Annotated in this window: 27 protein-coding genes; 10 read left to right on the top strand and 17 right to left on the bottom strand. The window is 58.6% G+C overall.

Annotation, left to right across the window (positions count from 1 at the left end; all coding sequences use genetic code 11):
* Nucleotides 1-95 precede the first annotated feature (95 nt).
* Nucleotides 96-2,636 carry a DNA topoisomerase (ATP-hydrolyzing) subunit B gene (gene gyrB / locus PKC81_RS09355; RefSeq protein WP_324335394.1) on the bottom strand — a complete coding sequence of 847 codons (2,541 nt, stop codon included), beginning with the start codon at nucleotides 2,634-2,636 and terminating at the stop codon, nucleotides 96-98.
* 124 nt (nucleotides 2,637-2,760) lie between these two features.
* Here gyrB and PKC81_RS09350 point away from each other — a divergent pair, with 124 nt between their 5' ends.
* Nucleotides 2,761-4,329: a class I adenylate-forming enzyme family protein gene (locus PKC81_RS09350; RefSeq protein WP_324335392.1), complete on the top strand. Its 1,569-nt coding sequence runs from the start codon at nucleotides 2,761-2,763 to the stop codon at nucleotides 4,327-4,329.
* Complete coding sequence (locus PKC81_RS09345) at nucleotides 4,326-4,817, top strand: DUF2721 domain-containing protein (protein WP_324335390.1); 492 nt, start codon at nucleotides 4,326-4,328, stop codon at nucleotides 4,815-4,817. The genes PKC81_RS09350 and PKC81_RS09345 overlap by 4 nt, the downstream gene beginning before the upstream one ends.
* Nucleotides 4,818-4,829: 12 nt before the next feature.
* Here the strand turns inward: PKC81_RS09345 and PKC81_RS09340 are convergent, their stop codons facing one another.
* The 4 genes from PKC81_RS09340 to PKC81_RS09325 all read right to left on the bottom strand — a co-directional run bounded on the left by PKC81_RS09340 (nucleotide 4,830) and on the right by PKC81_RS09325 (nucleotide 7,030).
* The gene (locus tag PKC81_RS09340) at nucleotides 4,830-5,261 is read right to left on the bottom strand and encodes a hypothetical protein (protein ID WP_324335388.1); all 432 of its coding nucleotides are present in this window, start codon (nucleotides 5,259-5,261) and stop codon (nucleotides 4,830-4,832) included.
* A gap of 101 nt (nucleotides 5,262-5,362) precedes the next feature.
* Nucleotides 5,363-5,869, bottom strand: coding sequence for a pantetheine-phosphate adenylyltransferase (gene coaD, locus PKC81_RS09335; protein ID WP_324335385.1), 507 nt, complete (start codon nucleotides 5,867-5,869; stop codon nucleotides 5,363-5,365).
* Between the two features lie 15 nt (nucleotides 5,870-5,884).
* Nucleotides 5,885-6,784 (bottom strand): farnesyl diphosphate synthase, encoded by a 900-nt coding sequence (locus PKC81_RS09330; protein ID WP_324335383.1) that lies wholly within the window; start codon nucleotides 6,782-6,784, stop codon nucleotides 5,885-5,887.
* 6 nt (nucleotides 6,785-6,790) lie between these two features.
* Nucleotides 6,791-7,030 (bottom strand): exodeoxyribonuclease VII small subunit, encoded by a 240-nt coding sequence (locus PKC81_RS09325; protein ID WP_324335381.1) that lies wholly within the window; start codon nucleotides 7,028-7,030, stop codon nucleotides 6,791-6,793.
* Between the two features lie 109 nt (nucleotides 7,031-7,139).
* On the opposite strand from PKC81_RS09325, the gene PKC81_RS09320 reads away from it, so the two are divergent.
* The 3 genes from PKC81_RS09320 to purL all read left to right on the top strand — a co-directional run bounded on the left by PKC81_RS09320 (nucleotide 7,140) and on the right by purL (nucleotide 10,547).
* Nucleotides 7,140-7,571, top strand: a complete 432-nt coding sequence (locus tag PKC81_RS09320) for a hypothetical protein (RefSeq protein ID WP_324335379.1) — start codon at nucleotides 7,140-7,142, stop codon at nucleotides 7,569-7,571.
* A gap of 103 nt (nucleotides 7,572-7,674) precedes the next feature.
* A complete protein-coding gene (locus tag PKC81_RS09315; RefSeq protein WP_324335377.1) occupies nucleotides 7,675-8,325 on the top strand; it encodes a hypothetical protein in 651 nt (216 codons plus the stop codon).
* 29 nt (nucleotides 8,326-8,354) lie between these two features.
* Nucleotides 8,355-10,547, top strand: coding sequence for a phosphoribosylformylglycinamidine synthase subunit PurL (purL, locus tag PKC81_RS09310; protein WP_324335375.1), 2,193 nt, complete (start codon nucleotides 8,355-8,357; stop codon nucleotides 10,545-10,547).
* Between the two features lie 25 nt (nucleotides 10,548-10,572).
* Here the strand turns inward: purL and PKC81_RS09305 are convergent, their stop codons facing one another.
* Nucleotides 10,573-11,367 (bottom strand): Coq4 family protein, encoded by a 795-nt coding sequence (locus PKC81_RS09305; RefSeq protein WP_324335373.1) that lies wholly within the window; start codon nucleotides 11,365-11,367, stop codon nucleotides 10,573-10,575.
* Between the two features lie 135 nt (nucleotides 11,368-11,502).
* On the opposite strand from PKC81_RS09305, the gene PKC81_RS09300 reads away from it, so the two are divergent.
* From PKC81_RS09300 to bfr, 3 genes are all read left to right on the top strand, one after another.
* Nucleotides 11,503-12,738, top strand: a complete 1,236-nt coding sequence (locus PKC81_RS09300) for a DUF418 domain-containing protein (RefSeq protein ID WP_324335371.1) — start codon at nucleotides 11,503-11,505, stop codon at nucleotides 12,736-12,738.
* A 56-nt stretch (nucleotides 12,739-12,794) separates the two neighbouring features.
* A complete protein-coding gene (locus PKC81_RS09295) occupies nucleotides 12,795-12,965 on the top strand; it encodes a (2Fe-2S)-binding protein (RefSeq protein WP_115550326.1) in 171 nt (56 codons plus the stop codon).
* Nucleotides 12,966-13,076: 111 nt separating this feature from the next.
* Nucleotides 13,077-13,556 (top strand): bacterioferritin, encoded by a 480-nt coding sequence (gene bfr, locus PKC81_RS09290; RefSeq protein ID WP_324335367.1) that lies wholly within the window; start codon nucleotides 13,077-13,079, stop codon nucleotides 13,554-13,556.
* Nucleotides 13,557-13,567: 11 nt separating this feature from the next.
* On the opposite strand, the gene PKC81_RS09285 is transcribed toward bfr, so the two are convergent.
* The 5 genes from PKC81_RS09285 to panB form a co-directional block, all read right to left on the bottom strand.
* Nucleotides 13,568-13,999: an Hpt domain-containing protein gene (locus PKC81_RS09285; protein WP_324335365.1), complete on the bottom strand. Its 432-nt coding sequence runs from the start codon at nucleotides 13,997-13,999 to the stop codon at nucleotides 13,568-13,570.
* Nucleotides 14,000-14,105: 106 nt separating this feature from the next.
* Complete coding sequence (gene der / locus PKC81_RS09280; protein WP_324335363.1) at nucleotides 14,106-15,479, bottom strand: ribosome biogenesis GTPase Der; 1,374 nt, start codon at nucleotides 15,477-15,479, stop codon at nucleotides 14,106-14,108.
* 35 nt (nucleotides 15,480-15,514) lie between these two features.
* A complete protein-coding gene (locus tag PKC81_RS09275) occupies nucleotides 15,515-16,840 on the bottom strand; it encodes a PQQ-binding-like beta-propeller repeat protein (RefSeq protein WP_324335361.1) in 1,326 nt (441 codons plus the stop codon).
* A 4-nt stretch (nucleotides 16,841-16,844) separates the two neighbouring features.
* The gene (locus tag PKC81_RS09270; RefSeq protein ID WP_324335359.1) at nucleotides 16,845-17,591 is read right to left on the bottom strand and encodes a tetratricopeptide repeat protein; all 747 of its coding nucleotides are present in this window, start codon (nucleotides 17,589-17,591) and stop codon (nucleotides 16,845-16,847) included.
* A 77-nt stretch (nucleotides 17,592-17,668) separates the two neighbouring features.
* Nucleotides 17,669-18,535, bottom strand: coding sequence for a 3-methyl-2-oxobutanoate hydroxymethyltransferase (gene panB, locus PKC81_RS09265; RefSeq protein ID WP_324335357.1), 867 nt, complete (start codon nucleotides 18,533-18,535; stop codon nucleotides 17,669-17,671).
* Nucleotides 18,536-18,658: 123 nt separating this feature from the next.
* Between panB and PKC81_RS09260 the strand changes: the two genes are divergently transcribed.
* Together PKC81_RS09260 and PKC81_RS09255 are read left to right on the top strand one after the other, a co-directional pair.
* Nucleotides 18,659-19,081 carry a hypothetical protein gene (locus tag PKC81_RS09260; protein ID WP_324335355.1) on the top strand — a complete coding sequence of 141 codons (423 nt, stop codon included), beginning with the start codon at nucleotides 18,659-18,661 and terminating at the stop codon, nucleotides 19,079-19,081.
* Nucleotides 19,082-19,084: 3 nt separating this feature from the next.
* Nucleotides 19,085-19,300, top strand: coding sequence for a helix-turn-helix transcriptional regulator (locus PKC81_RS09255; RefSeq protein WP_324335353.1), 216 nt, complete (start codon nucleotides 19,085-19,087; stop codon nucleotides 19,298-19,300).
* A gap of 91 nt (nucleotides 19,301-19,391) precedes the next feature.
* On the opposite strand, the gene PKC81_RS09250 is transcribed toward PKC81_RS09255, so the two are convergent.
* From PKC81_RS09250 to PKC81_RS09225, 6 genes are all read right to left on the bottom strand, one after another.
* Complete coding sequence (locus tag PKC81_RS09250; protein ID WP_324335352.1) at nucleotides 19,392-20,981, bottom strand: GMC family oxidoreductase N-terminal domain-containing protein; 1,590 nt, start codon at nucleotides 20,979-20,981, stop codon at nucleotides 19,392-19,394.
* A 51-nt stretch (nucleotides 20,982-21,032) separates the two neighbouring features.
* Nucleotides 21,033-21,938, bottom strand: coding sequence for a sterol desaturase family protein (locus PKC81_RS09245; protein ID WP_324335350.1), 906 nt, complete (start codon nucleotides 21,936-21,938; stop codon nucleotides 21,033-21,035).
* A 146-nt stretch (nucleotides 21,939-22,084) separates the two neighbouring features.
* Nucleotides 22,085-22,495, bottom strand: a complete 411-nt coding sequence (locus PKC81_RS09240) for a hypothetical protein (protein WP_324335348.1) — start codon at nucleotides 22,493-22,495, stop codon at nucleotides 22,085-22,087.
* 3 nt (nucleotides 22,496-22,498) lie between these two features.
* Entirely contained in the window at nucleotides 22,499-22,927 is a 429-nt protein-coding gene (locus PKC81_RS09235; RefSeq protein WP_324335345.1) for a TIGR01244 family sulfur transferase, read from the bottom strand.
* 4 nt (nucleotides 22,928-22,931) lie between these two features.
* Complete coding sequence (gene recQ, locus PKC81_RS09230) at nucleotides 22,932-24,707, bottom strand: DNA helicase RecQ (protein WP_324335343.1); 1,776 nt, start codon at nucleotides 24,705-24,707, stop codon at nucleotides 22,932-22,934.
* Nucleotides 24,708-24,934: 227 nt separating this feature from the next.
* The coding region (locus PKC81_RS09225; protein ID WP_324335341.1) for an ATP-binding cassette domain-containing protein at nucleotides 24,935-25,296 on the bottom strand (362 nt) is incomplete at its 5' end.

Raw genomic sequence — 25,296 nt, 5'->3', positions numbered from 1 at the left:
ACTATCTGAGATTTAAGGACAACGACAACCACTCTGCCAACCTAAGGCAGCCAGTTTCAATCTCCAGCCTTACTATGCACCAGTGCGAATGCGCCTTATACGTCCAGATTGGCGACGTTGAGCGCATTATCCTGAATGAATTCGCGGCGCGGTTCGACCACATCGCCCATCAGCTTCTCGAAAATCTCGCCCTCTTCCTGGCTGTCTTCGATCGTCACCTGCAGCAGCGAACGGGCCGTCGGGTCGAGTGTGGTTTCCCAAAGCTGTTCGGCATTCATCTCGCCCAGCCCTTTATAGCGCGCAATCGACAGGCCCTTTCGGCCAGCCGCCAGCACCGCTTCGAGCAATTCGGATGGGCGGGTGATCGCCTTGTCGGCCGATGCCTTGCGTGCGGCGGGGCTTTGCACCTCTTCGCTGTCCGCGGCTTCAACTTCGGCTTCAGGCTCGGCTGCGGCCGCCCCCGATTTGACCAGTCGGGCGGGCGTCAGATAGCTTTCGGCCTCTTCCATCGCCAGCCGGTGCAGCTTGCGGGCCTCGGCACTGATCAGGAAGCTGCGCTCGATGATGTGGTGGTCGGATACACCGCGCCAGCGACGCTCGAAATGATAGCCGCCTTCTTCGGCGACACGCCCGGTCCAGACGCTTTCAACGTCCTGCGCATCCATCCAGGCAGCTGCCTTGGCGACCGCGGCTTCGCGTTCTGCACCTTCCAGCTCGGGGGCCAAGGCGCCGTTGAGCGCCAGTCCTTCGATGATGGTTGGGTCATAGCGCCGCGGTACATAGGCCATCAGGCTGCGCATCCGCCGCGCATGTTCGACCAAAGCAGCCAGATCATTGCCGCTGCGCTGTCCCTGCGCGCTTTCGAGCAGCACGCCGCCCAACCCCGCATCAACCAGATAATTGTCGAGCGCTGCATCGTCCTTCAGGTAAAGTTCGCTGCGTCCTTTGGCGACTTTGTAGAGCGGCGGCTGGGCGATGTAGAGATGCCCTGCCTCGATGATCGGTTTCATCTGCCGGTAGAAGAAGGTGAGCAAAAGCGTGCGGATATGGCTGCCATCGACATCAGCGTCGGTCATGATCACAATCTTGTGATAGCGCAGCTTTTCAAGGTTGAAATCATCGCGGATGCCGGTGCCCATCGCCTGAATCAGCGTGCCGACTTCCTTGGATGAAATCACCCGGTCAAAGCGTGCGCGCTCGACGTTCAGGATCTTGCCCTTTAGCGGCAAAATCGCCTGATAGTGGCGGTCGCGGCCCTGTTTGGCAGATCCGCCTGCCGAGTCACCTTCGACCAGAAACAGTTCGGATTTGGCTGGATCGCGCTCCTGACAGTCGGCTAGTTTGCCCGGCAGCGAGGCGATATCCATCGCACCCTTTCGCCGGGTCAGTTCGCGGGCTTTGCGGGCGGCTTCGCGGGCGGCGGCGGCGTCGACGATCTTGCTAATCAGCGTTTTGGCATGCGCCGGATTTTCCTCAAGCCATTCCGCCATCTTGTCGGCCATCAGGCTTTCGAGCGGCTGGCGCACTTCGGAGGAAACCAGCTTGTCCTTGGTCTGCGAGCTGAATTTTGGGTCGGGCAATTTGACCGACACGATCGCGGTCAGGCCTTCGCGCATATCCTCACCGGTCAGCGAGACTTTCTCTTTTTTCAGGATACCCGATTTCTCGCCATAATTGTTGATCGTGCGGGTCAGCGCGGCGCGGAAGGCGGCCAAGTGCGTGCCACCGTCGCGCTGCGGGATGTTGTTGGTGAAGCAGAGGACATTTTCATAATAGCTGTCGTTCCATTCGAGCGACACATCGATGCCAATGCCATCGCGTTCGGAAGAGATCGCAATCGGATCGGGCATGATTGGCTGTTTGTTGCGGTCGAGATATTTGACGAACGCCGCGATGCCGCCTTCATAATAGAGGTCATGCTCAAGCACATCGGCATGGCGCTTGTCACGCAACAGGATGCGCACACCTGAATTGAGGAAGGCAAGCTCGCGATAGCGATGCTCGAGCTTGTCGAAATCGAACTCGGTGACATTTTTGAAGGTGTCGGTCGACGCCATGAAGGTCACGCGGGTGCCCTTTTTGGGCTTTCCATCGACCACCGGCGCATCGCCCGTAACTTTGAGCGGGGCAACCGCATCACCATGCTCGAAGCGCATCCAATGCTCTTTGCCCTCACGCCAGATGGTGAGCTCGAGGAATTCGGACAGTGCATTGACCACCGAAACACCCACGCCATGCAGGCCACCCGACACCTTATAGGCATTGTCGTCCGAAGTATTCTCGAACTTACCGCCCGCATGCAGCTGGGTCATGATCACTTCGGCGGCGGAAACGCCCTCTTCCTTGTGCATGCCTGTCGGTATGCCGCGGCCATTGTCCTCGACCGAGACCGAACCATCGGGATTGAGCTCGATCAGCACCAGATCGCAATGCCCGGCCAGCGCTTCGTCGATCGCATTGTCCGAAACTTCGAACACCATATGGTGCAAGCCAGAGCCATCGTCGGTGTCGCCGATATACATGCCGGGCCGCTTGCGCACGGCATCAAGGCCCTTCAGCACCTTGATGCTGTCTGCGCCATATTCATTCTTGTTCGGATTGGCAGCGCTGTCGCCGCTGGGGGTGTTTTCACTCATCGCCGGACTATAGGGGAACGGGTGCGGAATCCCAAGGAAAAGCCGTTCTTTTCCACAAGGATTTGGGCTTTCCTTTTATCGATTCGTCAGCTTAAGCAATCCGGGAAACAAGGAGAGAGATGAGATGACATTCGACCCGGCGGCCGAACTGGAAAAACCCTTTGGAGATTATAGCGGCCTGATCGCCGCTTATGGGCAACAGCGACCGGACCGCGTTGCGCTTGATGATGGAATCGAGAGCCTGACCTGGAGCGAAGTCGCCGCGCTGGTCGAGCGGATTGCAGCACAATTGCAACGCGATGGACTGCAAAAGGGGCAGGCAGTTGCAATTCTGGGCACCAGCACGGTGCGCTATGCGCTGGCCTATCTCGGGGCCATTCGCGCCGGTGGCTGCGCAGCGCCGCTCACTACTTCGGCAACGCCGCAGCAACTGGAGGCGATGCTCAAGGATTCGGGTGCGATTCACCTGTTCATTGATGCACCCAAGCTGGCTGATCTTGCGGGGCGGGATTTGCCGCCGGTCAAGACCATCATGTTGGATGCTCCTTTGGGCGACAATCCGGACATTTTCGGCTGGATGGCCGAGGAAGGTACGGAGGCCGCACCGCATGGCTGCGGTCCGAAAGATCCGTTCAACATCATCTATTCGAGCGGGACAACGGGAACGCCCAAGGGCATCATCCATTCGCGCCAGATGCGCTGGCTGCACGCCTGCGTCGGTGCCAACACCGGCTATGGCGCCCCCGAAGCTGCCTCGCTCGCTTCGACCCCGCTATATTCGAACACCACGTTGGCACTGGTCATTCCGACGCTGGCCTATGGCGGCACGCTGCACATGATGCCCAAATTCGACACAGTCGGCTATCTGGAGCGTGCGCAAAAGCACCGTATCACCCACACGATGCTGGTACCGGTCCAGTATAAGCGCTTGATGGAATATGAGAAGTTCGATGAGTATGACCTGTCGAGCTATTGGCTGAAATATTGCACCAGCGCCCCCTTTGCCCCGGCACTCAAGGCCGATGTGCTGAAACGCTGGCCGGGCGGTCTGGTCGAAATCTATTCGATGACCGAAGGTGGCGTCGTTTGCCTGCTGCAGGCGCATGAGCATCCCGACAAGCTGCACACCGTTGGTATACCCTGGAAGGGTAGCGAAGTTTTCACAATCGATGAAGCGGGCAACCGTTTGCCGTCAGGCGAGATTGGCGAGCTGGTGGGGCGCTCGGCAACAATGATGTCGGGCTACCAGAACCAGCCCGAAAAAACCCGCGAAGGTTACTGGCTTGATCCGGAAGACGGCAGTGTCTGGCAGCGTATGGGCGATATCGGGCGCGTCGATGCCGATGGCTTTGTTGAACTGCTGGGCCGTTCAAAAGACATGATCATTTCGGGCGGTTTCAACATCTATCCGGTCGATCTGGAAGGTATATTGCTCGGTCTGCTGGGTGTTGAGGAAGCCGCCGTCATCGGCGTACCCAGCGAGCGCTGGGGTGAAACCCCGGTCGGCTTTGTGACTGGTGGCAAAGGCGTCGAGCTGGATACCGATGCCTTGCTGTCTGCCGCCAACGAGCAATTGGGCAAGACCCAGCGCCTCTCCGCGCTCTTCCAGATCGACGAAATGCCGCGCAGTCATATCGGAAAACTGCTGAAAACCGAACTGCGCGACATGGTCGCCGGGAAAGAAATTGCGTGAACCCGCTGTTGCACGTTCAGTGGGGCGTCGAGCTGGAATCGGTGATCCGCGTGGTACAAACCGCGCTGACACCGGCTTTCCTGCTCGTTGCGGTAGGCAGCCTGTTGAACGTGCTAACCGGGCGCTTGTCGCGTATCGTTGACCGTTCGCGTCGCCTTGAAGAGAAGCACGCGCAGGTCAGCGGCAAAGACCTTGTCAATCTTGTCCTCGAGCTGCGCCTGCTGGAAAAGCGCATGTGGGTTGTCGGTAAATCGATCCTGCTTGCGGTGTTGGCGGCCGTGTGTGTTTGCGTGATGATCGGCCTGCTGTTTTTGATGGGACTGTCGGATTTTTCCGCAGCCGAACTGATCGTTGCGGTCTTCATTCTGGCTCTTATGTTGCTCTCTGCAGCACTGGCCGCATTTGTGCGCGAAGTCTGGCTTGCGACCAATGCCATCAAAATCCGTAAGGAATATCTCGAATTGCCCGAGCCAGCAGAGGCTGATTAGGCATCAGTCGCGCTATTCGGATCTCGATTCGGCTATGTGCGCCACAACAGCCACTCCGATGCCGGCCGCTACCACCAAGCCTATCCCGATCCATGCCACTGTTGACATGTTATACCGCCCGTCAACTTTGGGCACTTCTCGGCCATTGAGCATCAGATGCGGGTCTTTGGACAGACTTAACCCGATTCGCGCTTTTTGATTGTTCAGGGCTTTCAAATCGGTTCCGACAACTGCAACGGATTGTTGGCTGGCACGATGATCGAAACCGAGTTCAAGCCGGGGCTTGCGCTCCTGCGCCTTGCCACCATGGCCGACAGGTATGGTCAGGCCTAAGCTTATCCTTTTGTCGGCAGTTTGGCCGAGGTCGGAACTATTATAGGACTGGGCGATAGCACTTGCCGGAACGGCAAATATGATAGCCGCCGCCATGATCGAACGTAGCATGTGCATTTCCCTTCGCTGCTTTTGCGGGACTGATAGGCTGCCTGCGTGCGACGGGTAAGTTCCGGAATGTACTGGTTCTTCAAAGTTGGGAAAAATGCGGATCAAACGCTCTTGCGTTTAATCTCATCCACTCTGCTAACGACTTCATCACGGATGGTGGGCGTTACGAATTTGGAAATGTCACCGCCATAGATTGCAATTTCTTTCACCAGGCGGCTCGCAATAGGCTGCAAAGCAACATCGGCCATCAGGAAGATGGTTTCCACCCGGTCGTTCAGCTGGCGGTTCATACCGGTGAGTTGATATTCATATTCAAAGTCGGTCACGCCCCGAATGCCGCGAATCACAACTGCGGCGCCTTGCGCATCGGCAAAGTCCATCAGCAACGAGTTGAAGCCGACGACGCGGGTGTTGCTGATTCCCTGTCTCGCCACTTCGCGCTCCACCATCGCCATCCGCTCGTCGTCGTTGAACATCGGCGATTTCGCGATATTTGTGGTCACGCCGATGACCAGTTCGTCGACCAGCTTTGCACCGCGCGCGATGATGTCCATATGGCCAAGGGTGATCGGGTCGAAAGTTCCCGGATAGACGCCGATACGCTTCATGTTTTTCTCCCCCCCTCAGCGATCCCGTTTGAGCACATAGCGGGCGATGGCGCGAAGCAAATCTGCTTCCCGGCCATAGTTGGTCAGATGGTTGACTGATTGTTCGACCAACATTTCGGCCTGCTGCTTGGCGCGTTCAAGGCCCATCAGCGAGACGAACGTGGCCTTTCCGGCATCGGCATCCTTGTGCAGCGCCTTGCCCGCCAGCGCCTCGTCGCCCTCGACATCCATGATGTCATCGACAATCTGGAAGGCGAGGCCGATGTCTCTTGCATAACCTCGCAGATGGACGCGGCCTTCGGGCGGTACGTGGCCGAGGATGGCTCCCATTTCAACGCTTGCGGCAATCAAAGCTCCTGTCTTCAGCGCCTGCAATCGGGTGACGGTTGGCAGATCGAAGCTCGATTTTTCGGCTTCTAGGTCCATCATCTGACCGCCCGCCATTCCATCGGGGCCGCTGGCCTTGGCCAGTGTGGCAATCAGGTCGCCGCGCACAAATGGATCTGGATGGGTTTCGGGATCGGAGAGGATTTCAAAGGCCAATGCGTGTAGCGAATCCCCCGCCAGCACGGCGGTCGATTCGTCAAAAGCCTTGTGCACCGTCGGTTTGCCACGCCGCATATCGTCATCATCCATGCACGGCAGATCATCGTGCACGAGAGAATAGACATGAATTGCTTCGACAGCCGTCCCGGTCCGGACCGCTTGGATACGCGCCACGTTGAAAATGCCTGCCGTCGCGATCACCAGCAGCGGACGCAGCCGCTTTCCGCCACCCATTGCCGCATGCCGCATCGCCTCAAACAACCGGGCGCGAGCATCGGTCGGGACGACCAATAACGCTCCGAACATCGCATCAACGTCAGCCGCGACCTCGGCAATTGCCTGATTGATCGACGCGGTTGGGCTTCCCATCAGGGCTCAATCCGCATCAAAGGGGCGTGTCGCAGCGGGTGCACCGTCAGCGCCAAGCACAATCTGCTCGATTTTTGCCTGGGCGGCATCGAGGCGGGCTTGGCACTGCGCGCGCAATTTGTGGCCCTGTTCGTAGAGCGCGATCGATTCGTCGAGCGCCGCTTCTCCACTTTCGAGTTTGCGTACAATCTCTTCAAGCGCCTTGAGCGCCTCTTCAAAACTGGGTTCTGTGCTTTCGCTGGTCATGCCGCAGCTTTGGCGCGGGGCAGCTTGCCGGTCAAGCGTTTCGCTTCGTCGATCTTCAGTACCGATTTTACTTTCAGCTGCAACAAAGCTGGGGCAAGGTCCCGAGTCTATGAAGAAATCCATTCTCCTCATCGCCCCGTTGTCCATGCTGGCGTTAGCGGCATGCAACAAGTCCGAAACCCCTGCTGCCGAAGGCGAAGCTACCGCTGCTACCGAAGCAGCTGCTGCACCCGCTGCAGAAATGCCACCGGCAATCACTTCGCAGGCGACCTATCGCTGCGCCGATAACACCATCGTGCACGTCGACTTCCTCGGCCAGAATGAAGCTGCCGACATTCGCGTCGGTGACAAAACTGCTGCCGCTGTTCGCGTGAGCGGTGAAAAGCCTGCCGCACCTGCTGAAGGTGCAACTGCACCGGCAGCTGAAGCGCCCGCTGGCCCGCTCAAATCCGAAGATGGAAAGACCATGCTTTCGGGCAACGGCAAGCAGATCAACCTCAAGCTCGCCGACAAGGGCGCACAGACCTGCAAAAGCAACTGATACGGCATATAATCGAAGCAGGAGAAGGGGTCGCTTGTCGGCCCCTTTTTCTTGCGCATTGCACTTGTCTCGCTAGTCTCCCCGGGCGGGGGAGGGACCACTTATGTTTATCGGACATTTTGCACCGGCGATGATTGCCGCGCGTCACAAGGATGCACCCAGCCTGCCGGTTTTGTTCGTCGGAGCGCAACTGGTCGACTGGATCTTTTTCGGACTGTTGCTGACCGGCATTGAAAAGATGCGGGTGACGCCGGGGATTTCGGTGATGAACCCGATGGACCTTTACCATATGCCCTACACGCATAGCTTATTGGGTTCGACCCTTTTTGCGGCGTTATTTGGTGCCTTGGTGCTGCTGATTTCTAAAAGCCGCATGGCCGGGATTGTCGCCGGGCTAGTGGTTTTGTCACACTGGTTCCTCGACCTGCTGGTGCATGTGCCTGACCTTACGCTCGCGGGCAGCCCGCCCAAGCTGGGACTGGGTCTCTGGAACCACCCCTCAATCGAAATGCCGCTCGAACTGGCGCTGACTTTCGGGTCGCTCTGGCTTTACGCAAAAATAGCGAGACCCAAGACACTGCCCTTTGCCCTGCTGGGCGGCGTGATGCTGCTGTTTCAGGCGGTCAACTGGTTCGGTCCCGTCGAACCTGAAGTCACCACCGGCACCAGCCTGCTCGCTTTCTTCGCCTTTGGCCTGATCACGCTCGCCGCATGGTGGGTTTATCGCAGCGAAGGCCGCAAACAGGCTGGCTAAAGGCGGCATGCAACGCTAAAGCGCCGCGCATGACCCAAGCTGCCTCCCAGATCACCCCGCAAGTCGTCGCCGACCATGGCCTTTCCGAGGAAGAATATCAGCGCATCCTGAATGCGATGGGGCGCGAGCCCAATCTGGTCGAGCTTGGCATTTTCTCGGTGATGTGGTCGGAGCATTGCAGCTATAAAAGCTCGCGCATCCATTTGAAAAAACTGCCGACCGAGGCCCCTTGGGTGATTTGCGGCCCGGGAGAAAATGCTGGCGTGATCGACATTGGTGACGGGCAGGCGGCGATCTTCAAGATGGAGTCGCACAACCACCCCAGCTATATCGAACCCTATCAGGGCGCGGCGACTGGCGTAGGCGGCATCTTGCGTGACGTATTCACCATGGGCGCGCGGCCGGTGGCGAACATGAACGCGCTGCGCTTTGGCCGCCCCGATCACCCCAAGATGAAGCATCTGGTGCAAGGCGTGGTTGCAGGCATTGGCGGCTATGGGAATTGTGTAGGTGTGCCGACCGTCGGCGGCGAAACCAATTTTCACCCCGCCTATGATGGCAATATATTGGTCAATGCGATGACCGTCGGCGTTGCCGATCAGGACAAGATTTTTTACTCAGCTGCCACCGGCGTGGGCAATCCTATTGTCTATGTCGGATCGAAAACCGGGCGCGACGGCATTCACGGTGCGACCATGGCGTCGGCCGATTTTGGCGAGGATGCCGAGGAAAAACGCCCGACTGTCCAGGTTGGCGACCCCTTCACTGAAAAGCTGCTGATCGAGGCCTGCCTTGAACTGATGGCGACCGATGCGATTGTCGCGATCCAGGATATGGGTGCGGCTGGCCTGACCAGCTCCAGCGTCGAAATGGCGTCCAAGGGCGGATGCGGCATCCGGCTCGACATGAATAAGGTTCCGCAACGCGAAACCGGCATGACGCCTTATGAAATGATGCTGTCCGAATCGCAGGAACGCATGCTGATGGTGCTGAAACCCGGCAAGGAGCCTATGGCGCAGGCGATTTTCGAGAAATGGGAACTCGACTTCGCGGTGATCGGCGAAGTGACCGATACCGGTCATATGGTGCTCGAATGGAATGGCGAAGTGGTCTGCGATATCCCGCTCGGTCCGCTCGCCGATGATGCCCCGCAATATGACCGCCCGGCGCTGAGCCGTGAGGACTATAAGGCCTGGGCAAAAGTGAAGCCGCTGGGCGATATCCCCCAATCGGCGGATCTGGGTGCAGATTTGCTCAAGCTGATGGCTTCGCCCGATCTCGCTAGCCGCGCGTGGATCTGGCAGCAATATGACAGTCAGGTTGGCGCCGATACTGCTCAGAAGTCGGGTGGTGATGCCGCTGTGGTACGCGTGCACGGCCACAAAAAGGCGCTCGCCATGTCGACCGACTGCACCCCGCGCTATGTCTATGCCGACCCCTATGAAGGCGGCAAACAGGCGGTTGCTGAAACCTATCGTAACATCAGCGCCGTGGGAGCCACGCCGCTGGCGATCACCAATTGCCTCAACTTTGCCAACCCGCAGCGGCCCGAAATCATGGCGCAATTTGTGGGCGCGCTTGAGGGGATGGGCGATGCCTGCCGTGCGCTCGATTACCCGATCGTCTCGGGCAACGTCTCGCTCTACAATGAAAGCAAGGCGACTGGCGGCGGTAGTGCAATCTTGCCAACCCCTGCAATTGGCGGCGTCGGCCTGCTCGACGATGTGTCGAAAATGGCAACCATTGGCTTCAAGGCCGAGGGTGAAATCCTTGCCGTTATCGGCTCCAACTATCCGGAACTCGGCCAGTCGTTATGGCTGCGCGAAATTCATGGCCGCGAAGAGGGCGACCCGCCTTTTGTCGACCTAGCCGACGAGAAATTGAACGGCAGCATTGTGCGCCAACTGATCGCCGATGGTGCGGTTACGGCGGTGCATGATATTTCGGATGGCGGCCTGCTGGTCGCCGTGGCGGAAATGGCGCTGGCAGGCGGCATTGGCGCTGAACTATCGCCTATGGATACGGCCTTTGCCTTCAACGAAACCCAGTCGCGTTATCTGGTGACCTATCCGGCAGACAAGCCGCTTGACCGGAACAAGGTGCCGTTTGAACCCATCGGTACCGTCAGTGGCGATGCCATCCGCGTTAATGGTTCGACGGTTTCGCTGAACGACCTGCGCGCCGCGCATGAGAGCTTCTTCAAGGACTGGATGGAAGCCTGATTCAGTAGCTATGCGGCGCTGAAAGTCAGGCAACAGCCTTTTGCTGGCCCAGCAGGTCGTAAGGATCGATGCCCTCGCCGCGCATGATAGCATGCGCTCGCTGATAGGTGACCGGCTCGGCAATGTTCAGTTTCTTGCGCGCTTCCGCCAACGGCATTGCCAGCAAGGCCTCGATATCCTCATGCGCCGGGCTCTTGGCAACGCGGCCCATGCGCTGTCCTTCACGCACTGCGGCGTAGATCGGCGCGTCGGTCGACACTGTCTTCTTCAGCTCACGTGCGCCCGCCCATGCGATGAACAACACGCCCCAGCTGGGGTTCAGGCTGTAAGAAAAGGCGAGGACGCATTGTTCGCCCAGAGCGTCGCGGCCATAGCCGGTTAGGACATGGAACAGATCATGCGTATCACGCAGGCGGTTGCCATAACGTTCAAGCATATCGTCATGGCGTGGTTTGCCCTGCTGGAACCGGTCAAATTCGTCGACCAGGCCTTGCGACGTGAGTCCCTCTTTTTCCATGAAGTCACAATAGGCGTGTGCCACGGTGCCCATCGGCAGTTTGCGCAGCCGATCATGGTCATCAAGCAAATGCGGCAGATATTCGTTCTTTTCGAGGATGGTCTTTCCGGTCGGGCTTTCGAAAAAGCGTTCTGCCGATTTGGCAAAACGATTGTCGCGCAGCGCTTCGATAATGTGGAAGACCTGGGCGGTATCTTCCTTGTCGGCGATCAGTTTGCGGAAATGGTGCAGCGCCTTCATCGGGCGGAAACCCGAATCGGTGCGGGCGGGGTCGCAAAGGGGAATTGCCTGATCCATGAACATCTTACCTATGTTGCAATCATTGCCGATATCTTACCGACATAAGTGTAAATAGCAGCTTAGCGAGTCACTATCAATAGCGACTGGACGTATCACTGCCCCAACTGTATTGATAGCTTAATACAGGGGGAGAAAATCATGTCTAGCCAAGCGCTTGCAACACGCCACGTCACATTGGACGCGCTACGCGGCTTCGCGGTGATGGGCATATTGGCGATGAATATCGTCGCTTTCGCGCTCCCTGAATGGGCTTATATCGCACCCGGAACCTATGGTGGAGATAGCGCCGCTGACAAAGCAAGCTGGCTGGTTTCGTTCATTTTCATCGATGGCAAGATGCGCGGATTGTTCTCGCTATTGTTCGGGGCGAGCATGGCGCTGATCATCGAGCGGGCTGAAGCCAAGGGTGAAAATCCGGCGAAGGTTCATTATTCGCGGATGATCTGGCTGCTGCTATTCGGTCTCGCCCATTATCTCTTCATCTGGTGGGGCGACATATTGTTCCTCTACGCCGCAATCGGCTGCATCGCCTACCGGTTCCGCAACTGGGAGGCAAAGCGGCTGATCAAATGGGCGCTGATCATCTATGGCCTCGGTTTCCTTTTGTACGCGCTGCAATTTGGTGGGCTGCAATTCCTGCAGTTCATGGCGACGCAGCCCGGTGCGGATGCGTCGGTAGTGGCGCAATATAAGGAAGTCATCGCAAGCCCCGACTTCAGCCTCGATGCCAGCGCGGAGATTGCCGCCTATAGCGGGAGCTATGCCGATATTGTCGCACGACGCTGGGATGATGCGCTCAACTTGCTGATACTGATCGCACAATCTTTCGCCGAAACCCTACCGCTGATGATGCTCGGCATGGCGATGAAGAAGAACGGGTTTCTGACTGGCGAGTGGGATCGCAGCGATTATGTACGCTGGGCCCGCAAGATGCTGATCCCCGGTCTTTTGATCTCGACCGGGCTGGGCTTGTGGGTCGCTGCGAGCGGGTTTGACCTAATCACGACTTTAGGCAATTTTCTCGCCTGGAGTTTGATTCCGCGGCTGCTGATCACAATCGGCTATGCCGCGCTGCTGATCATGGCGATCCAGTCCTTCGCCGGTTCGGCATTGATCGGACGGGTTACAGCAGCGGGACGGGCGGCTTTCACCAACTATCTGGGCACCAGCATTCTGATGTCGACAATTTTTTACGGCTATGGACTGGGGCTGTATAATCAGGTCGGTCGTGCCAGCCTGTGGTTCTTCGTGCTGGGGGCCTGGGCATTGATGCTGCTCTGGTCAAAACCCTGGCTCGAGCGTTTTCACTATGGCCCGTTTGAATGGCTGTGGCGCAGTCTGGCGCGCGGGAAGTTCCAGCCGCTCAGAAAATGACTGGGCAGGCCTAAATGCTATTGCAATCAATTCGCATTAACGCTAATGCGAATCCCATGATCGTATGCGTCTGCAATGCCATTCGGGAAAAGGACCTGCGCGCAGCCGTGCGTTGCGGCAGCGAAAAACCGGCGGATGTCTATGCCCGGCTGGGCCGCAAACCGAAATGCGGCCAATGCCTTTCCTTCGCCAAGGATCTGATCAGCATCAAGCCTGCAAGCGCGTAGCAATAGCGCCAGCTTATCCAAATGTAACAGCGCTGGTTACAGGGCTTTTCCCGCTTTCCGAACGCGCTTCATCCGCCTATCCTGAAGCCATCGAAAATCAGGAGAACGGTCATGAAGGGCGACAGCAAAGTCATCGAATTTCTCAACGAAGCGCTGAAGAATGAGCTGACCGCGATCAACCAATATTGGCTCCACTACCGCATGCTCGACAATCTCGGTGTCTCCAAACTGGCCGAATATGAACGGCACGAATCGATTGACGAGATGAAGCACGCCGACAAACTGGCCGAGCGCATCTTCTTCCTTGATGGTCTGCCCAATTTCCAGATGCTCGGTCGCTTGCGCGTGGGCGAGTCGGTCGAAGAAATTCTGAAGGCCGATCTCGATCTCGAATATGATGCCCTTCCGCTACTCAAGGACGCGATCGCGCATTGTGAAAGCGTGCGGGATTATGTCAGCCGCGATCTGTTCGCCGAGATTCTCGAAAGCGAGGAAGAACATGTCGACTTTCTCGAAACGCAATTTGATCTGATCAAGCAGATGGGCATCCAGAATTATATCCAGATGCAAACGGAAGCGGCAGAAAGCTGAAATTTAAGGGCTTAGAGCCGACCGAACTGGCTTTGGCCGAAGGTGCGGGCACCGAATTGCGCGCGGCGTTCAACGAGCGGGCTGGCTTCGGCTTCCAGCGCAGTTAGAGTTGCCTCGAACAAAGGGCGGAGCTGGACGACTTTTTCGACCAGCTCTTCTGGGCCCTGCCGGATTTCGACATAATGGCGGGCGGCGACTTCGATTTCCTCGGCAAGCGCTGCCAATCGTTCGGCACCGAATTGCCAGCTTTCACCCTTCAGCGTGTGTGAGGGCAGTACGAGTTTGGCGGAATCGCGCTCACGCATAGCTTGTTCGATCGCCGCGACAGATTTGATGCCATCCTCGCGGAAATAGCCGAGCACGCGCACAAAGGCCTCTCCGAGCACGGTACGTGTCCCGGCAAAGGTGCCCCAGTTCACAATATCTTCGGCCGTGTGGCTCATCGACTTTGTTGCTCCGCTTGGTTCAACGCTCCAAGCTCGCAGCCATAAACGCGACAGGTAAACAAGCCGTTGACGTTGCGAGGACCGCAACGGCTCGCGTCCAGCGTCAATCCTTGTCGGCGAACGGGTTTTTGGATGAGCGGAAGTTCATCCGCACCGGTACCGCCCCAAAGCCCAGATCACGCCGGATACCGTTGAGCAGATAGCGGCGATAGCTGTCGGGCAGCTGGTCGGTCCGGTTGCCGAATACAATAAAGGTCGGTGGGCGATTGCGCGCCTGCGTGACATAGCGCAGCTTGATCCGCTTGCCGCCGGGGGCTGGTGGAGGATTGGCGGCGACGGCTTCTTCGAACCAGCGGTTGAGCTGGCCGGTGGACACGCGGCGGTTCCAGCTGTCGCGCGCTTCGAACGCGGCTTTGAGCATCACGTCGAGCCCCTTGCCCGTCGCGGCGGAGACTGCGAGAACCGGAACGCCCTTCAACTGGGAAAGGCCTTCATCGAGCGCAGCCTTGATGCCGTTGAACAAGCTGGAAGCATGCTCGGCCACATCCCATTTGTTGATAGCAATGATCAGTGCGCGGCCTTCTTCGATCACATGGTCTGCAATTTTCAGATCCTGATGCTCAAGCCCCTTGGTTGCATCGAGCAGCAACACCACGACCTCGGCAAAGTCAATCGCGCGGCGCGTATCCGCGACAGACAGTTTCTCGAGCTTTTCGTGCACCCGCGCCCGTTTGCGCATTCCAGCCGTATCGATCAGGCGGATACGCCGTTCGGCCAGTTCGGGATCGGACGGATTGGGATCGTGCCACACCCAGTCGATCGCAATGCTGTCGCGGGTGATGCCGGCTTCGGGGCCGGTTACCAGCCGGTTTTCACCCAGAAGCTTGTTGATCAGCGTCGACTTGCCCGCATTGGGGCGCCCGACAATGGCAAGCTGCAGCGGTGCGTCAGGGGCTTCGCGGTCAAAATGCTCTTCTTCGGCATTGTCGACATGCGGCAAAAGCGCCTGGAACAGGTCGGCCATGCCTTCGCCATGTTCGGCACTAATTGTAATCCCTTCGCCAAGACCCAGAGCATAGGCCTCCAACACGGTATTATCCGCTTGCTTGCCCTCAGCCTTGTTGATCACGAGGATGACCGGCTTGTCACTAGCACGCAGCCAGCGGGCAATTTCTTCGTCAAGCGGTGTGATGCCCGCCCGTCCGTCAACGACGAACATCGCGACATTTGCACCCGCGAGCGCAGCCTCGGTCTGCTGGCGCATCCGCCCCGGTAGGGTTGCTGCGTCATCATCTTCATAGCCTGCAGTATCAACGATGCGGAATTTCAGGTCAAAAAGCTGCGCATCGCCCTCACGCCGGTCACGCGTCACCCCCGGTTGGTCATCGACCAGCGCGATTTTCTTGCCGACTAGGCGGTTGAACAAGGTCGACTTGCCAACATTCGGACGTCCGATAATGGCTACCGACGGCAGCATGAACTGTTCCTTCCAAACGGCCGAAGCCGCGCATTTTACCGAAACGCAGTCAGGCGTCCGCTGTCGTCGAGGATGTACAGCGTGTCATTGGCGACAACGGGTGCAACCGAAACCGGTGACTTAATATCCACCAACAGACTCGCCGAGCCCTCGCCTGACGATACCGACCAGATCTGGCCGTCGCTATTGGCGACGATCAGGCGGCCATTGGCGAGCACGGGGCCGCGCCATGTGATCACGCCTTTCTTGTCTTCTTCGTCGCGATAGCGCGGCAGCTTGGAAATCCAGCGGATCTTGCCACTCGCGCGCTGGACGCACAGCATTTTGGCGTCGCTGGTCATCACGAAGACCCATTCGCCCGAGACGACCGGGGTCGAAATCCCGGCTATGTTGATTTCCCAGATACGCTGGCCTGTGACCAGTTCATAGGCCGCCATGCGTCCGCCCTGGCCAAGCGCGAAGACGCGGCCCCGGTCAATAACCGGATCGGCATCGATGTCGGTCAGTGTTGAAACGCTGGTCGACATTGCTGTGCGCGACAGCGTGTCGCTCCACAGGCTTCGGCCATTTTCATAGCGATAGGCGGCGAGTTCGCCGGTCGAATAACCCGCAATCACCGTGCCTTGTGCGGCAGCCGGGGCAGCGACGCCGAAGATGCCCGACGCGCCGACCGGACCGGCTTCATTCCATTGCGATTCACCGTCGCTCATCCGCACGGCGTAAATCTGGTTATCCTGCGTCATTACATAGGCGTTGCCGTTAGACAAGGTGGGCGCGCCGCGCAGCGGCCCTGCAGGGCGCTTCGTCCATTTAATCGCGCCATTGCTTGCATCGAGCGCAGCGACATCACCGACGCCATTGGTGGCGAAGACGCTGGTGCCATCGGTGCTTACGCCGCCGCCGAAGCGGGAGGGCTTCCCGTCCTTGTCGACTGTGAGAGCGGTCGCCCATAGTTTTGAACCGCTAGCAGCATCGAAGGCGCTGACCACAGCATCAGTATCGATGACATAGAGTTTGCCATCATGGATCACCGGGGTCGCTGCCAGCCGCATACGGTTGCTGGCCCCCGCGATCTGCGCACTCCACGCGCGTTGCGGGGCTTCGGCCAGCATAGAGTGACCAGGCGATTTGGCGGCATTGCCGCCGGGTTGCGACCAGTTGGCATTGGTCGCGGCGGGTGGCAGGATTACAGAAATGCCTGCCAGATTGGGGTCGGCGACAGTATCCGCCTCGGTACCCAATATGTCGATGCGCTTGCCGATGGTCGGCGTGTCTTTTTTGTCGCCGCCGCCCAGCGCCGAACAGCCACCAAGCAGCGCGATTGCCGCCAGCGAAGAGATTATGGTCGCGTGTTTCTTCACAGACTTATTTGTCCTTTCCTGCATCCGCCGTCGCAGATGCACCGGTCGGCTTTGCGTCAAGCTGAACGGTATCCACCCCTAAAGCCCCCGCCATTTGCTGCGCGCGGGCGCGCAATGTCTGGGGCAAGTCTTCCTGCTTTGCAATCTGGGCGAAAATGGGGCCGGCCAGATTGTCCTTACCCAGTTTCATATAGGAGATTGCGGTCATTTCGCCCGCGCTACCGAACCAAGCGGTGCCGGGTTTGGCGAGTGGCTTCAGCCGGTCGATCACCTGCTGCGGTGGCAGCGTATCGAATTCCGCGGTGGTCTGGCGGATAAGCGCCAGATCGCGGAAGGGTTGCGGCAGGCTTTCGTCGCCTGCCACCTTGGCATAATCAGCGACTGCCTTTTTGGTGTTGCCTTCTGCGGCCGTGATATTGGCGAGCAGGATCTGCGCCATCGCCCGATATCCGGATTGCTCGGCCTTGGCGAGTTTGCCAAGATCGGTCTTGGCTGCTGCAACATTGCCGCCCTGCAGTTTTTCAACGGCAAGGATAAATTCTTCGCCCTGCTTTTCGGCAGCTGCGGCCTGCTGGTTCTGCCAATAGATCCAGCCACCAAATGCCGCGAGACCTATGACCAGAGCAATGGCGAGCCAGCGGCCATAGCGTTTCCAGAAATTTTCAAGGTCGCCCGCGCGGACGGCATCGTCGACTTCGCGCAGGAAAGCCTCGTCTGTAGCAGCGCGCTTGTCGGTCGGGGGTAATGCCAAAATGGCCTCCTGTAACTTATACTTGTCGCGTCCTTAGCCATGGATGGCCGGACTTTCCAGTCTGAAGGGCGAAAGGTCTATTCGGGACGATATAATTGGTCGGCGCTCGGGAAAGCGCGGGAGCGGACATCTTCGGCATATTTCTTGACCGCGTCTTCGACATGTTCCTGCATCGCGCCAAAACGTTTGACGAATTTGGGAACGCGATCGAACAGGCCAAGCATGTCTTCGGCGACCAGAACCTGCCCGTCGCACTGGGCCGATGCGCCGATGCCGATTGTCGGGCAGGGCACTTTTTGGGTGATTTCGATGGCGATGGGCTCCATGACCCCTTCGATCACTAGAGCGAAGGCGCCCGCCTTGGCTACTGCCTCGGCATCCTCGACAATCGAGCGGGCCTCAGCAGCACTTTTGCCGCGCACGCCATATCCGCCCAATATGTTGACCGCCTGTGGGGTCAGGCCGACATGGCCCATGACGGGGATTCCGCGTTGCGTCAGGAATTCGATGGTCGGCGCAATCACCTTGCCGCCTTCGACCTTGACGCCTGCGGCACCGGTTTCCTTCAACAGCCGCGAGGCGTTGGTAAAGGCTTGTTCGGGCGAGGCTTCATAGCTGCCAAAAGGCATGTCGACGATGACCGCCGCATGATAGCTGCCGCGCACCACAGCCGCGCCATGCAGCGCCATCATCTCCATCGTTACCGCGACCGTATGCGGCAGGCCATAGATCACCTGTGCCAGCGAATCGCCGACCAGCAACATGTCGCAATGCGGGTCCATTAACTGCGCCATGCGCACGGTATAGGCCGTCAGCATCACCAGCGGCTCACCGCCCTTGCGCTGCCGGATGCGCGGAACCGTGAGGCGCTTCATCGGTTGCGGCGTAGGGTTCGCGCGGCTGGTGGATACAGGAAGGGTGAGCGTTTTGGGCGTCGTAGACATGGCCCGGCGCTTAGCGACTAATGCAGGGGGGCAAAAGCGCGAAAGGCCAATAAGTGAATAATATTTGACTCAATGTTAAATAAAACTAACATAAAGTGCGAATCACATAACATGGAGTTTGCAATGTCGTTCCGCGAAAAAATTCACTGGGTGGCCTTCATCAGTCTGTCACTTTCCTTCGGCTGGTTCTTTCTGAGCTATCCCTGGTCAATTGTGAACACACCGGCCGGCGTGTTGGCGACAGCCGGAATGCTGGTTCCGGTTACGATTGCGATCATCGGATCGATGTCGGTTGCCGCCGCTGCATTGGCTATTAAAAGCCCGAAAGAGGCGCATCTTAAAGAGGACGAACGTGAGAAGACCATCCATTTGAAGGGTACACATGCGGCCTATTACCCACTTGTGCTGGGCGTTTGGGCCAATCTGTTTGCCATTTTCTATCACATCAGCGCTGCGGGCAGACTCAACCTGCTGATTGCGACGGTTGTGATTGCCGAATTGGTCCGGGTAGGTGCCCAGCTTTACTATTATCGCAGGGGGTATTGAACGATGCCGCGCCTACCCTTTGACAACGACATAAAGACGCTTCGCTTCATGGCAGGTGAGATGACGCAAGGTGATCTGGGCGACAAGGTTGGCGTTACCCGCCAGACCATCGCCGCCATCGAGCAAGGCAAATATTCCCCCAGCCTTGAGGTCGCCTTCCGCATTGCACGGGTCTTCGGGAAACCCCTCGAAGAGGTCTTCCGCTGGGCAGAGGATTAAACAAGTTCAGTTTGTGCGTGCACGGCACAGGGGCCCGGGTCTCGAATCTCCCCGGCTCTCCCGGCTCGGGCCCCAATATTTGAGGTTGCGTTTAAGCTGCCAGCTCAGCCTTCACAAAATCTGCGGCACGTTCGCCGATCATGATCGACGGCGCATTGGTGTTTCCTGAAACCAGCCTTGGCATGATGCTGGCGTCCGCGATCCACAATCCGTCGACACCGCGTGCCTTCAACCTGGGATCAACGACGCTGTCCGCATCGCCGCCCATGCGGCAGGTACCGACCGGGTGGTAAATGGTGTCAGATACCTCACGGATGCGGGTTTCCAGCGCGGCATCATCATTATAATCGATTGGCGAACGATCACGCGCGCCCATATCCGATAAAGGCGGGGTTTCGGCGATACGATACATCAGCCGCGCGGCGTCGCGCAGCAGATGGAGGTCGCGTTCGTCGCTGAGGAAATTGGGGTTGATAGCTGGTGCCACCGCCGGATCGGAGGATTTCAGCTTCACCCATCCCCGGCTTTCCGGGCGCAGTACACAGGCATGCAGCGAGAAGCCGTGCACCTTCAGCTTGTCACGGCCATGGTTCTGGATGATCGCGCGGATGAAGTGATATTGGATGTCAGGCGCAGGAGCGTCCGGCCGGATTTTAACGAAACCGCCGCTTTCGGCGAAATTCGTCGTCAGCATGCCCGTGCGGCGAAGCCTGTGTTCGAAAAACGCCTTGGCGACGGCAAAGGTGCCGCGCAAGGTTCCGCCGAATAGCGACACATCGTCCAGTTCATAGCCGACCAGATAATCGCAATGGTCCTGCAAGTCTGCGCCGACCGCTGGCTTGTCGACCAACGTCTCGATTCCCTTCTCCTGCAGATGCGCACCTGGGCCGATGCCCGACAGCATCAGGATTTGCGGGCTGCCAAAGGCCCCTGCTGACAGGATGACCCCTGCTTTGGCGCGCAGCACTTCGCGCTTGTTGCCAAAGCGAACGGCGACACCGGTTGCCCGCCCATCCTCGATGATGATCTTCTCGACCAGCGCGCCCGTGCGCACGCTCAAATTCGGTTTGCCCGCCAGCGGATCGATAAAGGCACGTGCTGCTGACCAGCGTTCGCCATTATGCTGCGTCACCTGATAAAGGCCAAAACCTTCCTGCTTTGCACCGTTGAAATCGTCATTGCGTGGAAGCTGCAACCGGGTTGCCGCCTCTACAAAGGCCTCGCCCACCGGACTGGGGGCGATCTGATCACTGACATGCAGCGGCCCGCCCTTGCCGTGGAAATCATCGGAACCGCGCGCATTGTCTTCCTGCCTGCGGAACACCGGCAAGACATCGTCCCAGCTCCAGCCGGTGCAGCCCAAGGCTGCCCAATTGTCATAGTCCCAGGCATTGCCACGAATATAGACCATGCCGTTGATCGCGCTCGACCCGCCCATGCCACGACCGCGCGGTTGATAGCCGATACGACCACCCAGACCCGGCATCGGTTCGGTATCATAGGCCCAGTTGCTCCGCTTCGGCATCAGCGCGAGCAGGCCGGGGGTGCGGACGAACACATCGTCATTCTTGCCGCCGGCTTCGACAAGGCAGACCTTGTATTTGCCGCTTTCAGCCAGCCGCCCGGCAGCGGCGCTGCCTGCCGATCCGCCGCCCACCACAATGATATCAAACTCGTCCATACTGACTCCTTTGAAAGTAAGGTTTAACCGGACGATTAATTTTGGCAATCGCTATTCGGCGGGCGCCACCTGATTTTGCTGCCGCTCCTGCCAGCGTGCCTTGATGCTGTCGCTGGTATCGCGGCTGCCATCATGGCTCCAGCCGGGCGGGCGCCAGATATAGCCCAGCTTGTGCCGCCAGGGTGCGGACCAGACATCTTTGGCGATCCCGATCCATTCGTGAAACACGCTGTACAGCAGGTTGAAAGTGCCGAGCTGTTTGACGATGCCGTAACGGATCTTTTCGTCGTCGGTTTCAGGGGTGAAGCTGCCGAACATCTTGTCCCAGATGATGAAGACACCCGCATAATTGGCATCGAGATAGCGGGGATTGGTGGCGTGATGGACGCGGTGGTGCGACGGCGTATTCATCACCGCCTCGAACCAGCGCGGCATGCGGCCGACTGCTTCGGTGTGGATCCAGAATTGGTAGATCAGGTTGATACCACCACAAAAGGCAATCATCGCCGGATGGAAGCCGACAAGCGCCAGCGGCATGCGGAAGACGAAATTGAATGCGATGAAGCCTGTCCAGGTCTGCCGCAGCGCGGTCGACAGATTGTAATGCTGGCTCGAATGGTGGTTCACATGGCTCGCCCAAAGCCAGCGGACGCGGTGCGCGCTGCGATGAAAGATATAATAGGCCAGATCATCAAGCACGAAGCAGGCAATCCACGCCCACCAGGCCCAGCCGATATCGAACAGCCGGTGCTCGTACAGCCACAGCATCATCGCCAAAACCAGCCCGCCGGTTAACGCGCTGGCCACTGTGCTTCCGGTGCCAAAGGCGAGCGAGGTGAGCGTGTCCTTGGGCTCATATTTTTCCGGCGCTTTTTTACGCGCCCACAGCATCTCTATGATGATCAGCAGGATGAAGGCAGGGACGGCATAATCGACCGGATTGAAGGTGGGTGCCATCTTATCCCTTATTCCTTAAACTTAATTCGTCATTCCCGCGAAGGCGGGAATCCATCTCCCACCGGTTAAACTTCATCCACCGGTGATGGACCCCCGCCTTCGCGGGGGTGACGAGTTTTAGTACAAATCTCGTTCTTCCAACCATGTCAAACCACCATGTGCCGCAGGCCGGCGGCCCAATATTGCGCATCCTTGCCAAGGTTCAGCGTAACCTTGCCGAAAGTCTTCTCGCCCGTGCCGATGGTTAGGAAATTGTGGTCGAGTCGTGATTCGCTATGCCTATCGAGCAAACGGGCGACAAAGGCGGCGCCGTGGCGACGGATCAGCATGTGGCGACCGGATGCGTCTTTCATCAATGCACCCATGCCGGCCTTGTCGAGGACAATATCGGTCGGCTCAAATCCGCAAATCGCTTCATCCGCCAGCGCGCGGGCGTGCGCTTCGTCGCGGATACGCAGATCGCCGCCGAGGTTCAGGCGGCGCGCCAGCCAGAACAGGAAAAGGATCGCAGCAATCGATCCGCCCAATTTGGCCAGTTCGATCCAGACCGGCGCCATGCGTCAGGCTCGCGCCTTCAGCATGTCCATCAGCGGTCGCACCGGGCTGACATCATAGCCTGCTTTCGCGGCCATGTTGGTGAGTGCATCGGGATCGCCGCCCTGGCTGGCCTCGGACAAGGCCCACAACAGGGTAGAGCGCGTGCCCGAGCGGCAATAGGCGAGCACAGGTCCATCGGCTCCGTCGAGTGCCTTGGCCATCGCCACCACCTGCGGTTCGCTGAAACCTGCATGGGTGACAGGAATGGCGACATAATCGATGTCCGCCGCGCGTGCCGCTGCCTCGATTTCTGCGCCGGGCACTTGATCGTCGCTTTCGCCTTCGGGGCGGTTGTTGATGATCATTTTGACGCCCATGGCCGCGGCTTCCGCTACGTCTTGTAGGGTGATTTGCGGCGATGCGTAAATATTGTCGGTGAGCTTGCGAAACATGGGCTTATCCTTCCGCTGCCTCCCTTATTACAGACAGGAAGGCTTCGCCATAGGCTTCAAGCTTGCGTGCACCAACGCCGCTGATCAGGGCGAAATCGGATGTGTTTTGCGGGCGACGCTCGGCCAGTTCACGCAAGGTTGCATCGTGAAAGATCACATAGGGCGGTACACCCGCCGTTTCGGCCAGTTCGCGCCTTTTGTTGCGCAGGGCTTCGAATAGCGGATCATTGACCGGATTGGCTTCGCTCCGCCGTTCCTTGCGCGTCTTTGGCGGGACGACGATTTCTAGCTTCATCTCGCCCTTCAGGATCGCGCGTGAAGCCCCCGCTAACATCAGACCACCATGTTCGTTTGCGGTTAAATGCCCTTGCGCCTGCAACGCGCGCGCAACCGGTTTTATCAGACGTGTATCTTCGCCGGTAACGATACCAAACACGCTTAGCTGGTCATGCCCGCGCGCCTCGATGCGCTCATCGGTGCGGCCCATCAGCACCTTTTCCAGATGGCCGACGCCGAAACTCTGGCCCGTGCGATAGACCGCAGAGAGCAGTTTTTGGGCGACTTCGGTCGCATCGACCACACCGGGGGCATCAAGGCAGTTGTCGCAATTGCCGCATGATGGCGCAGGATCTTCACCGAAATGGCGGAGCAGCACCGCGCGGCGGCAGCCGGGGGTTTCGACCAGTGCTGACAAGGCGTCGATCCGCGCTTTCTCGGCAAGTTGCCGCGCCTCAGGTTGCTCCTTCAACCGCTCGCGGGCAAGGCTGAAATCGCCGGGCGACCAGAAAAGATGCGCAACGGCGGGGTCGCCATCGCGGCCAGCGCGTCCGCTTTCCTGATAATAGGCCTCAATCGATTTGGGGATTCCTGCATGCGCGACGAAGCGGACATCGGGCTTGTCGATGCCCATACCGAATGCGACCGTTGCCACCATCACCATGTCTTCGCTCGCCACGAACTCGGCCTGTGCCGCAGCGCGGGCGGAGGGTTCCATGCCGGCGTGATAATAGCGGGTGCGCCGCCCGGTGCGCGCAATCAAAGCCGCCAGCTTCTCCGCCCGGTCGCGGGTGGTGGCATAGACTATGCCTGCTCCAGGCCAACCACGGATTGCCGACGCGATGGCCGACCCTTTGCTTGCCGTATTGGTGACGGCGTATCGGATATTGGGCCGATCAAAGCCCGAGACGATCGTACCGCTAGCCGGGATGCCGAGTTGCTGGGCGATATCTTCACGCGTATGCGCGTCAGCGGTCGCGGTCAGCGCGAGCCTTGGCACATGCGGATATTCGTCCATCAGCGGACGGAGCAGACGGTAATCGGGGCGGAAATCATGCCCCCATTCGGAGACGCAATGCGCCTCGTCGATGGCGAACAGCGCAACTTTGGTTTCTGCCAGAAGTCTCTGAAAATCCGCAGTCGAGGCGCGTTCGGGGGCTACATAGAGCAGGTCCAGCGCGCCGCTCTGCAGCCGCTCGATGGTCTCGGCGCGGTTGCTGTCGGCAGAGGTCAGCGTCGCCGCGCGGATACCCACAGCATTGGCGGCGCGCAGCTGATCGTGCATCAGTGCGATCAACGGCGAAATGACGATGCAGGTGCCGTCGAGCAGCAAAGCCGACAACTGGTAGCAAAGCGATTTTCCCGCCCCCGTGGGCATCACCGCGAGCGTACTCTGCTTGTCGAGCGTCCGCCGCACGACTTGTTCCTGCACGCCGCGAAACTCGGCAAAACCGAAAACGCGGTGCAGCACATCGGCAGGGTCGAGTGTATCGGGCGCGAGCATCTTCCTGCCCGCTAGGCCGGATAGTTCCTCAAGAATAGAGCACTCTTCTGGCATCGGCGACTTTCGCTGTGGATAGTCGAGTCGCAAAGGAACATATAAAGAACAAATATTGAAGTAAAGAACGGCTGTGCTTAAAGTTTACCGTGAGTGCTGAGCCTGTCGAAGCACGTGTACCAGTACTGCACAGCGCCCTTCGACAAGCTCAGGGCTACGGTTTCATTTGAAGCTCATTCCGCCGCAACAGCCTCTTCTTCTTTCTCGGCCTGCTGGCGTGCCCACATTTCGGCGTAGTGGCCGTCCTTTGCCAGCAGTTCGGCCTCGGTGCGGCTGTCGAGTGCGCTGGTCGCTTCGTCGAGGATCAGGATCGGCGGGTTTTTGAGCAGCGTCCGCGCGATCGCGACCCGCTGTTTTTCGCCGCCCGACAGCTTTAGCCCGCGTTCGCCGACCTGCGTTTCATATTGCTTAGGCTGGGCGGCGATGAAATTGTGGATCTGTGCCGCGCGCGCGGCATCTTCGATCTCGGCTTGCGAGGCGCCTTCGCGGCCATAGCCGATATTGTAACCGATGCTGTCGTTGAACAGCACCGTAT

This window comes from Sphingorhabdus sp. (genome assembly GCF_035329025.1).
Classification (GTDB): domain Bacteria; phylum Pseudomonadota; class Alphaproteobacteria; order Sphingomonadales; family Sphingomonadaceae; genus Sphingorhabdus_B.
The sequence above is the reverse complement of the archived record's forward strand: the minus strand, read 5'-3'. Positions and strand labels throughout refer to the sequence as shown.

Bases quoted from the DNA above. Each gene is read 5' to 3' on its own strand.
- gyrB (WP_324335394.1), bottom strand. From the start codon at position 2,636: ATGAGTGAAAACACCCCCAGCGGCGACAGCGCTGCCAATCCGAACAAG.
- PKC81_RS09350 (WP_324335392.1), top strand. From the start codon at position 2,761: ATGACATTCGACCCGGCGGCCGAACTGGAAAAACCCTTTGGAGATTAT.
- PKC81_RS09340 (WP_324335388.1), bottom strand. From the start codon at position 5,261: ATGCTACGTTCGATCATGGCGGCGGCTATCATATTTGCCGTTCCGGCA.
- coaD (WP_324335385.1), bottom strand. From the start codon at position 5,869: ATGAAGCGTATCGGCGTCTATCCGGGAACTTTCGACCCGATCACCCTT.
- PKC81_RS09330 (WP_324335383.1), bottom strand. From the start codon at position 6,784: ATGGGAAGCCCAACCGCGTCGATCAATCAGGCAATTGCCGAGGTCGCG.
- PKC81_RS09325 (WP_324335381.1), bottom strand. From the start codon at position 7,030: ATGACCAGCGAAAGCACAGAACCCAGTTTTGAAGAGGCGCTCAAGGCG.
- PKC81_RS09320 (WP_324335379.1), top strand. From the start codon at position 7,140: ATGAAGAAATCCATTCTCCTCATCGCCCCGTTGTCCATGCTGGCGTTA.
- PKC81_RS09315 (WP_324335377.1), top strand. From the start codon at position 7,675: ATGTTTATCGGACATTTTGCACCGGCGATGATTGCCGCGCGTCACAAG.
- purL (WP_324335375.1), top strand. From the start codon at position 8,355: ATGACCCAAGCTGCCTCCCAGATCACCCCGCAAGTCGTCGCCGACCAT.
- PKC81_RS09305 (WP_324335373.1), bottom strand. From the start codon at position 11,367: ATGTTCATGGATCAGGCAATTCCCCTTTGCGACCCCGCCCGCACCGAT.
- PKC81_RS09300 (WP_324335371.1), top strand. From the start codon at position 11,503: ATGTCTAGCCAAGCGCTTGCAACACGCCACGTCACATTGGACGCGCTA.
- PKC81_RS09295 (WP_115550326.1), top strand. From the start codon at position 12,795: ATGATCGTATGCGTCTGCAATGCCATTCGGGAAAAGGACCTGCGCGCA.
- bfr (WP_324335367.1), top strand. From the start codon at position 13,077: ATGAAGGGCGACAGCAAAGTCATCGAATTTCTCAACGAAGCGCTGAAG.
- PKC81_RS09285 (WP_324335365.1), bottom strand. From the start codon at position 13,999: ATGAGCCACACGGCCGAAGATATTGTGAACTGGGGCACCTTTGCCGGG.
- der (WP_324335363.1), bottom strand. From the start codon at position 15,479: ATGCTGCCGTCGGTAGCCATTATCGGACGTCCGAATGTTGGCAAGTCG.
- panB (WP_324335357.1), bottom strand. From the start codon at position 18,535: ATGTCTACGACGCCCAAAACGCTCACCCTTCCTGTATCCACCAGCCGC.
- PKC81_RS09260 (WP_324335355.1), top strand. From the start codon at position 18,659: ATGTCGTTCCGCGAAAAAATTCACTGGGTGGCCTTCATCAGTCTGTCA.
- PKC81_RS09255 (WP_324335353.1), top strand. From the start codon at position 19,085: ATGCCGCGCCTACCCTTTGACAACGACATAAAGACGCTTCGCTTCATG.
- PKC81_RS09250 (WP_324335352.1), bottom strand. From the start codon at position 20,981: ATGGACGAGTTTGATATCATTGTGGTGGGCGGCGGATCGGCAGGCAGC.
- PKC81_RS09245 (WP_324335350.1), bottom strand. From the start codon at position 21,938: ATGGCACCCACCTTCAATCCGGTCGATTATGCCGTCCCTGCCTTCATC.
- PKC81_RS09240 (WP_324335348.1), bottom strand. From the start codon at position 22,495: ATGGCGCCGGTCTGGATCGAACTGGCCAAATTGGGCGGATCGATTGCT.
- PKC81_RS09235 (WP_324335345.1), bottom strand. From the start codon at position 22,927: ATGTTTCGCAAGCTCACCGACAATATTTACGCATCGCCGCAAATCACC.
- recQ (WP_324335343.1), bottom strand. From the start codon at position 24,707: ATGCTCGCGCCCGATACACTCGACCCTGCCGATGTGCTGCACCGCGTT.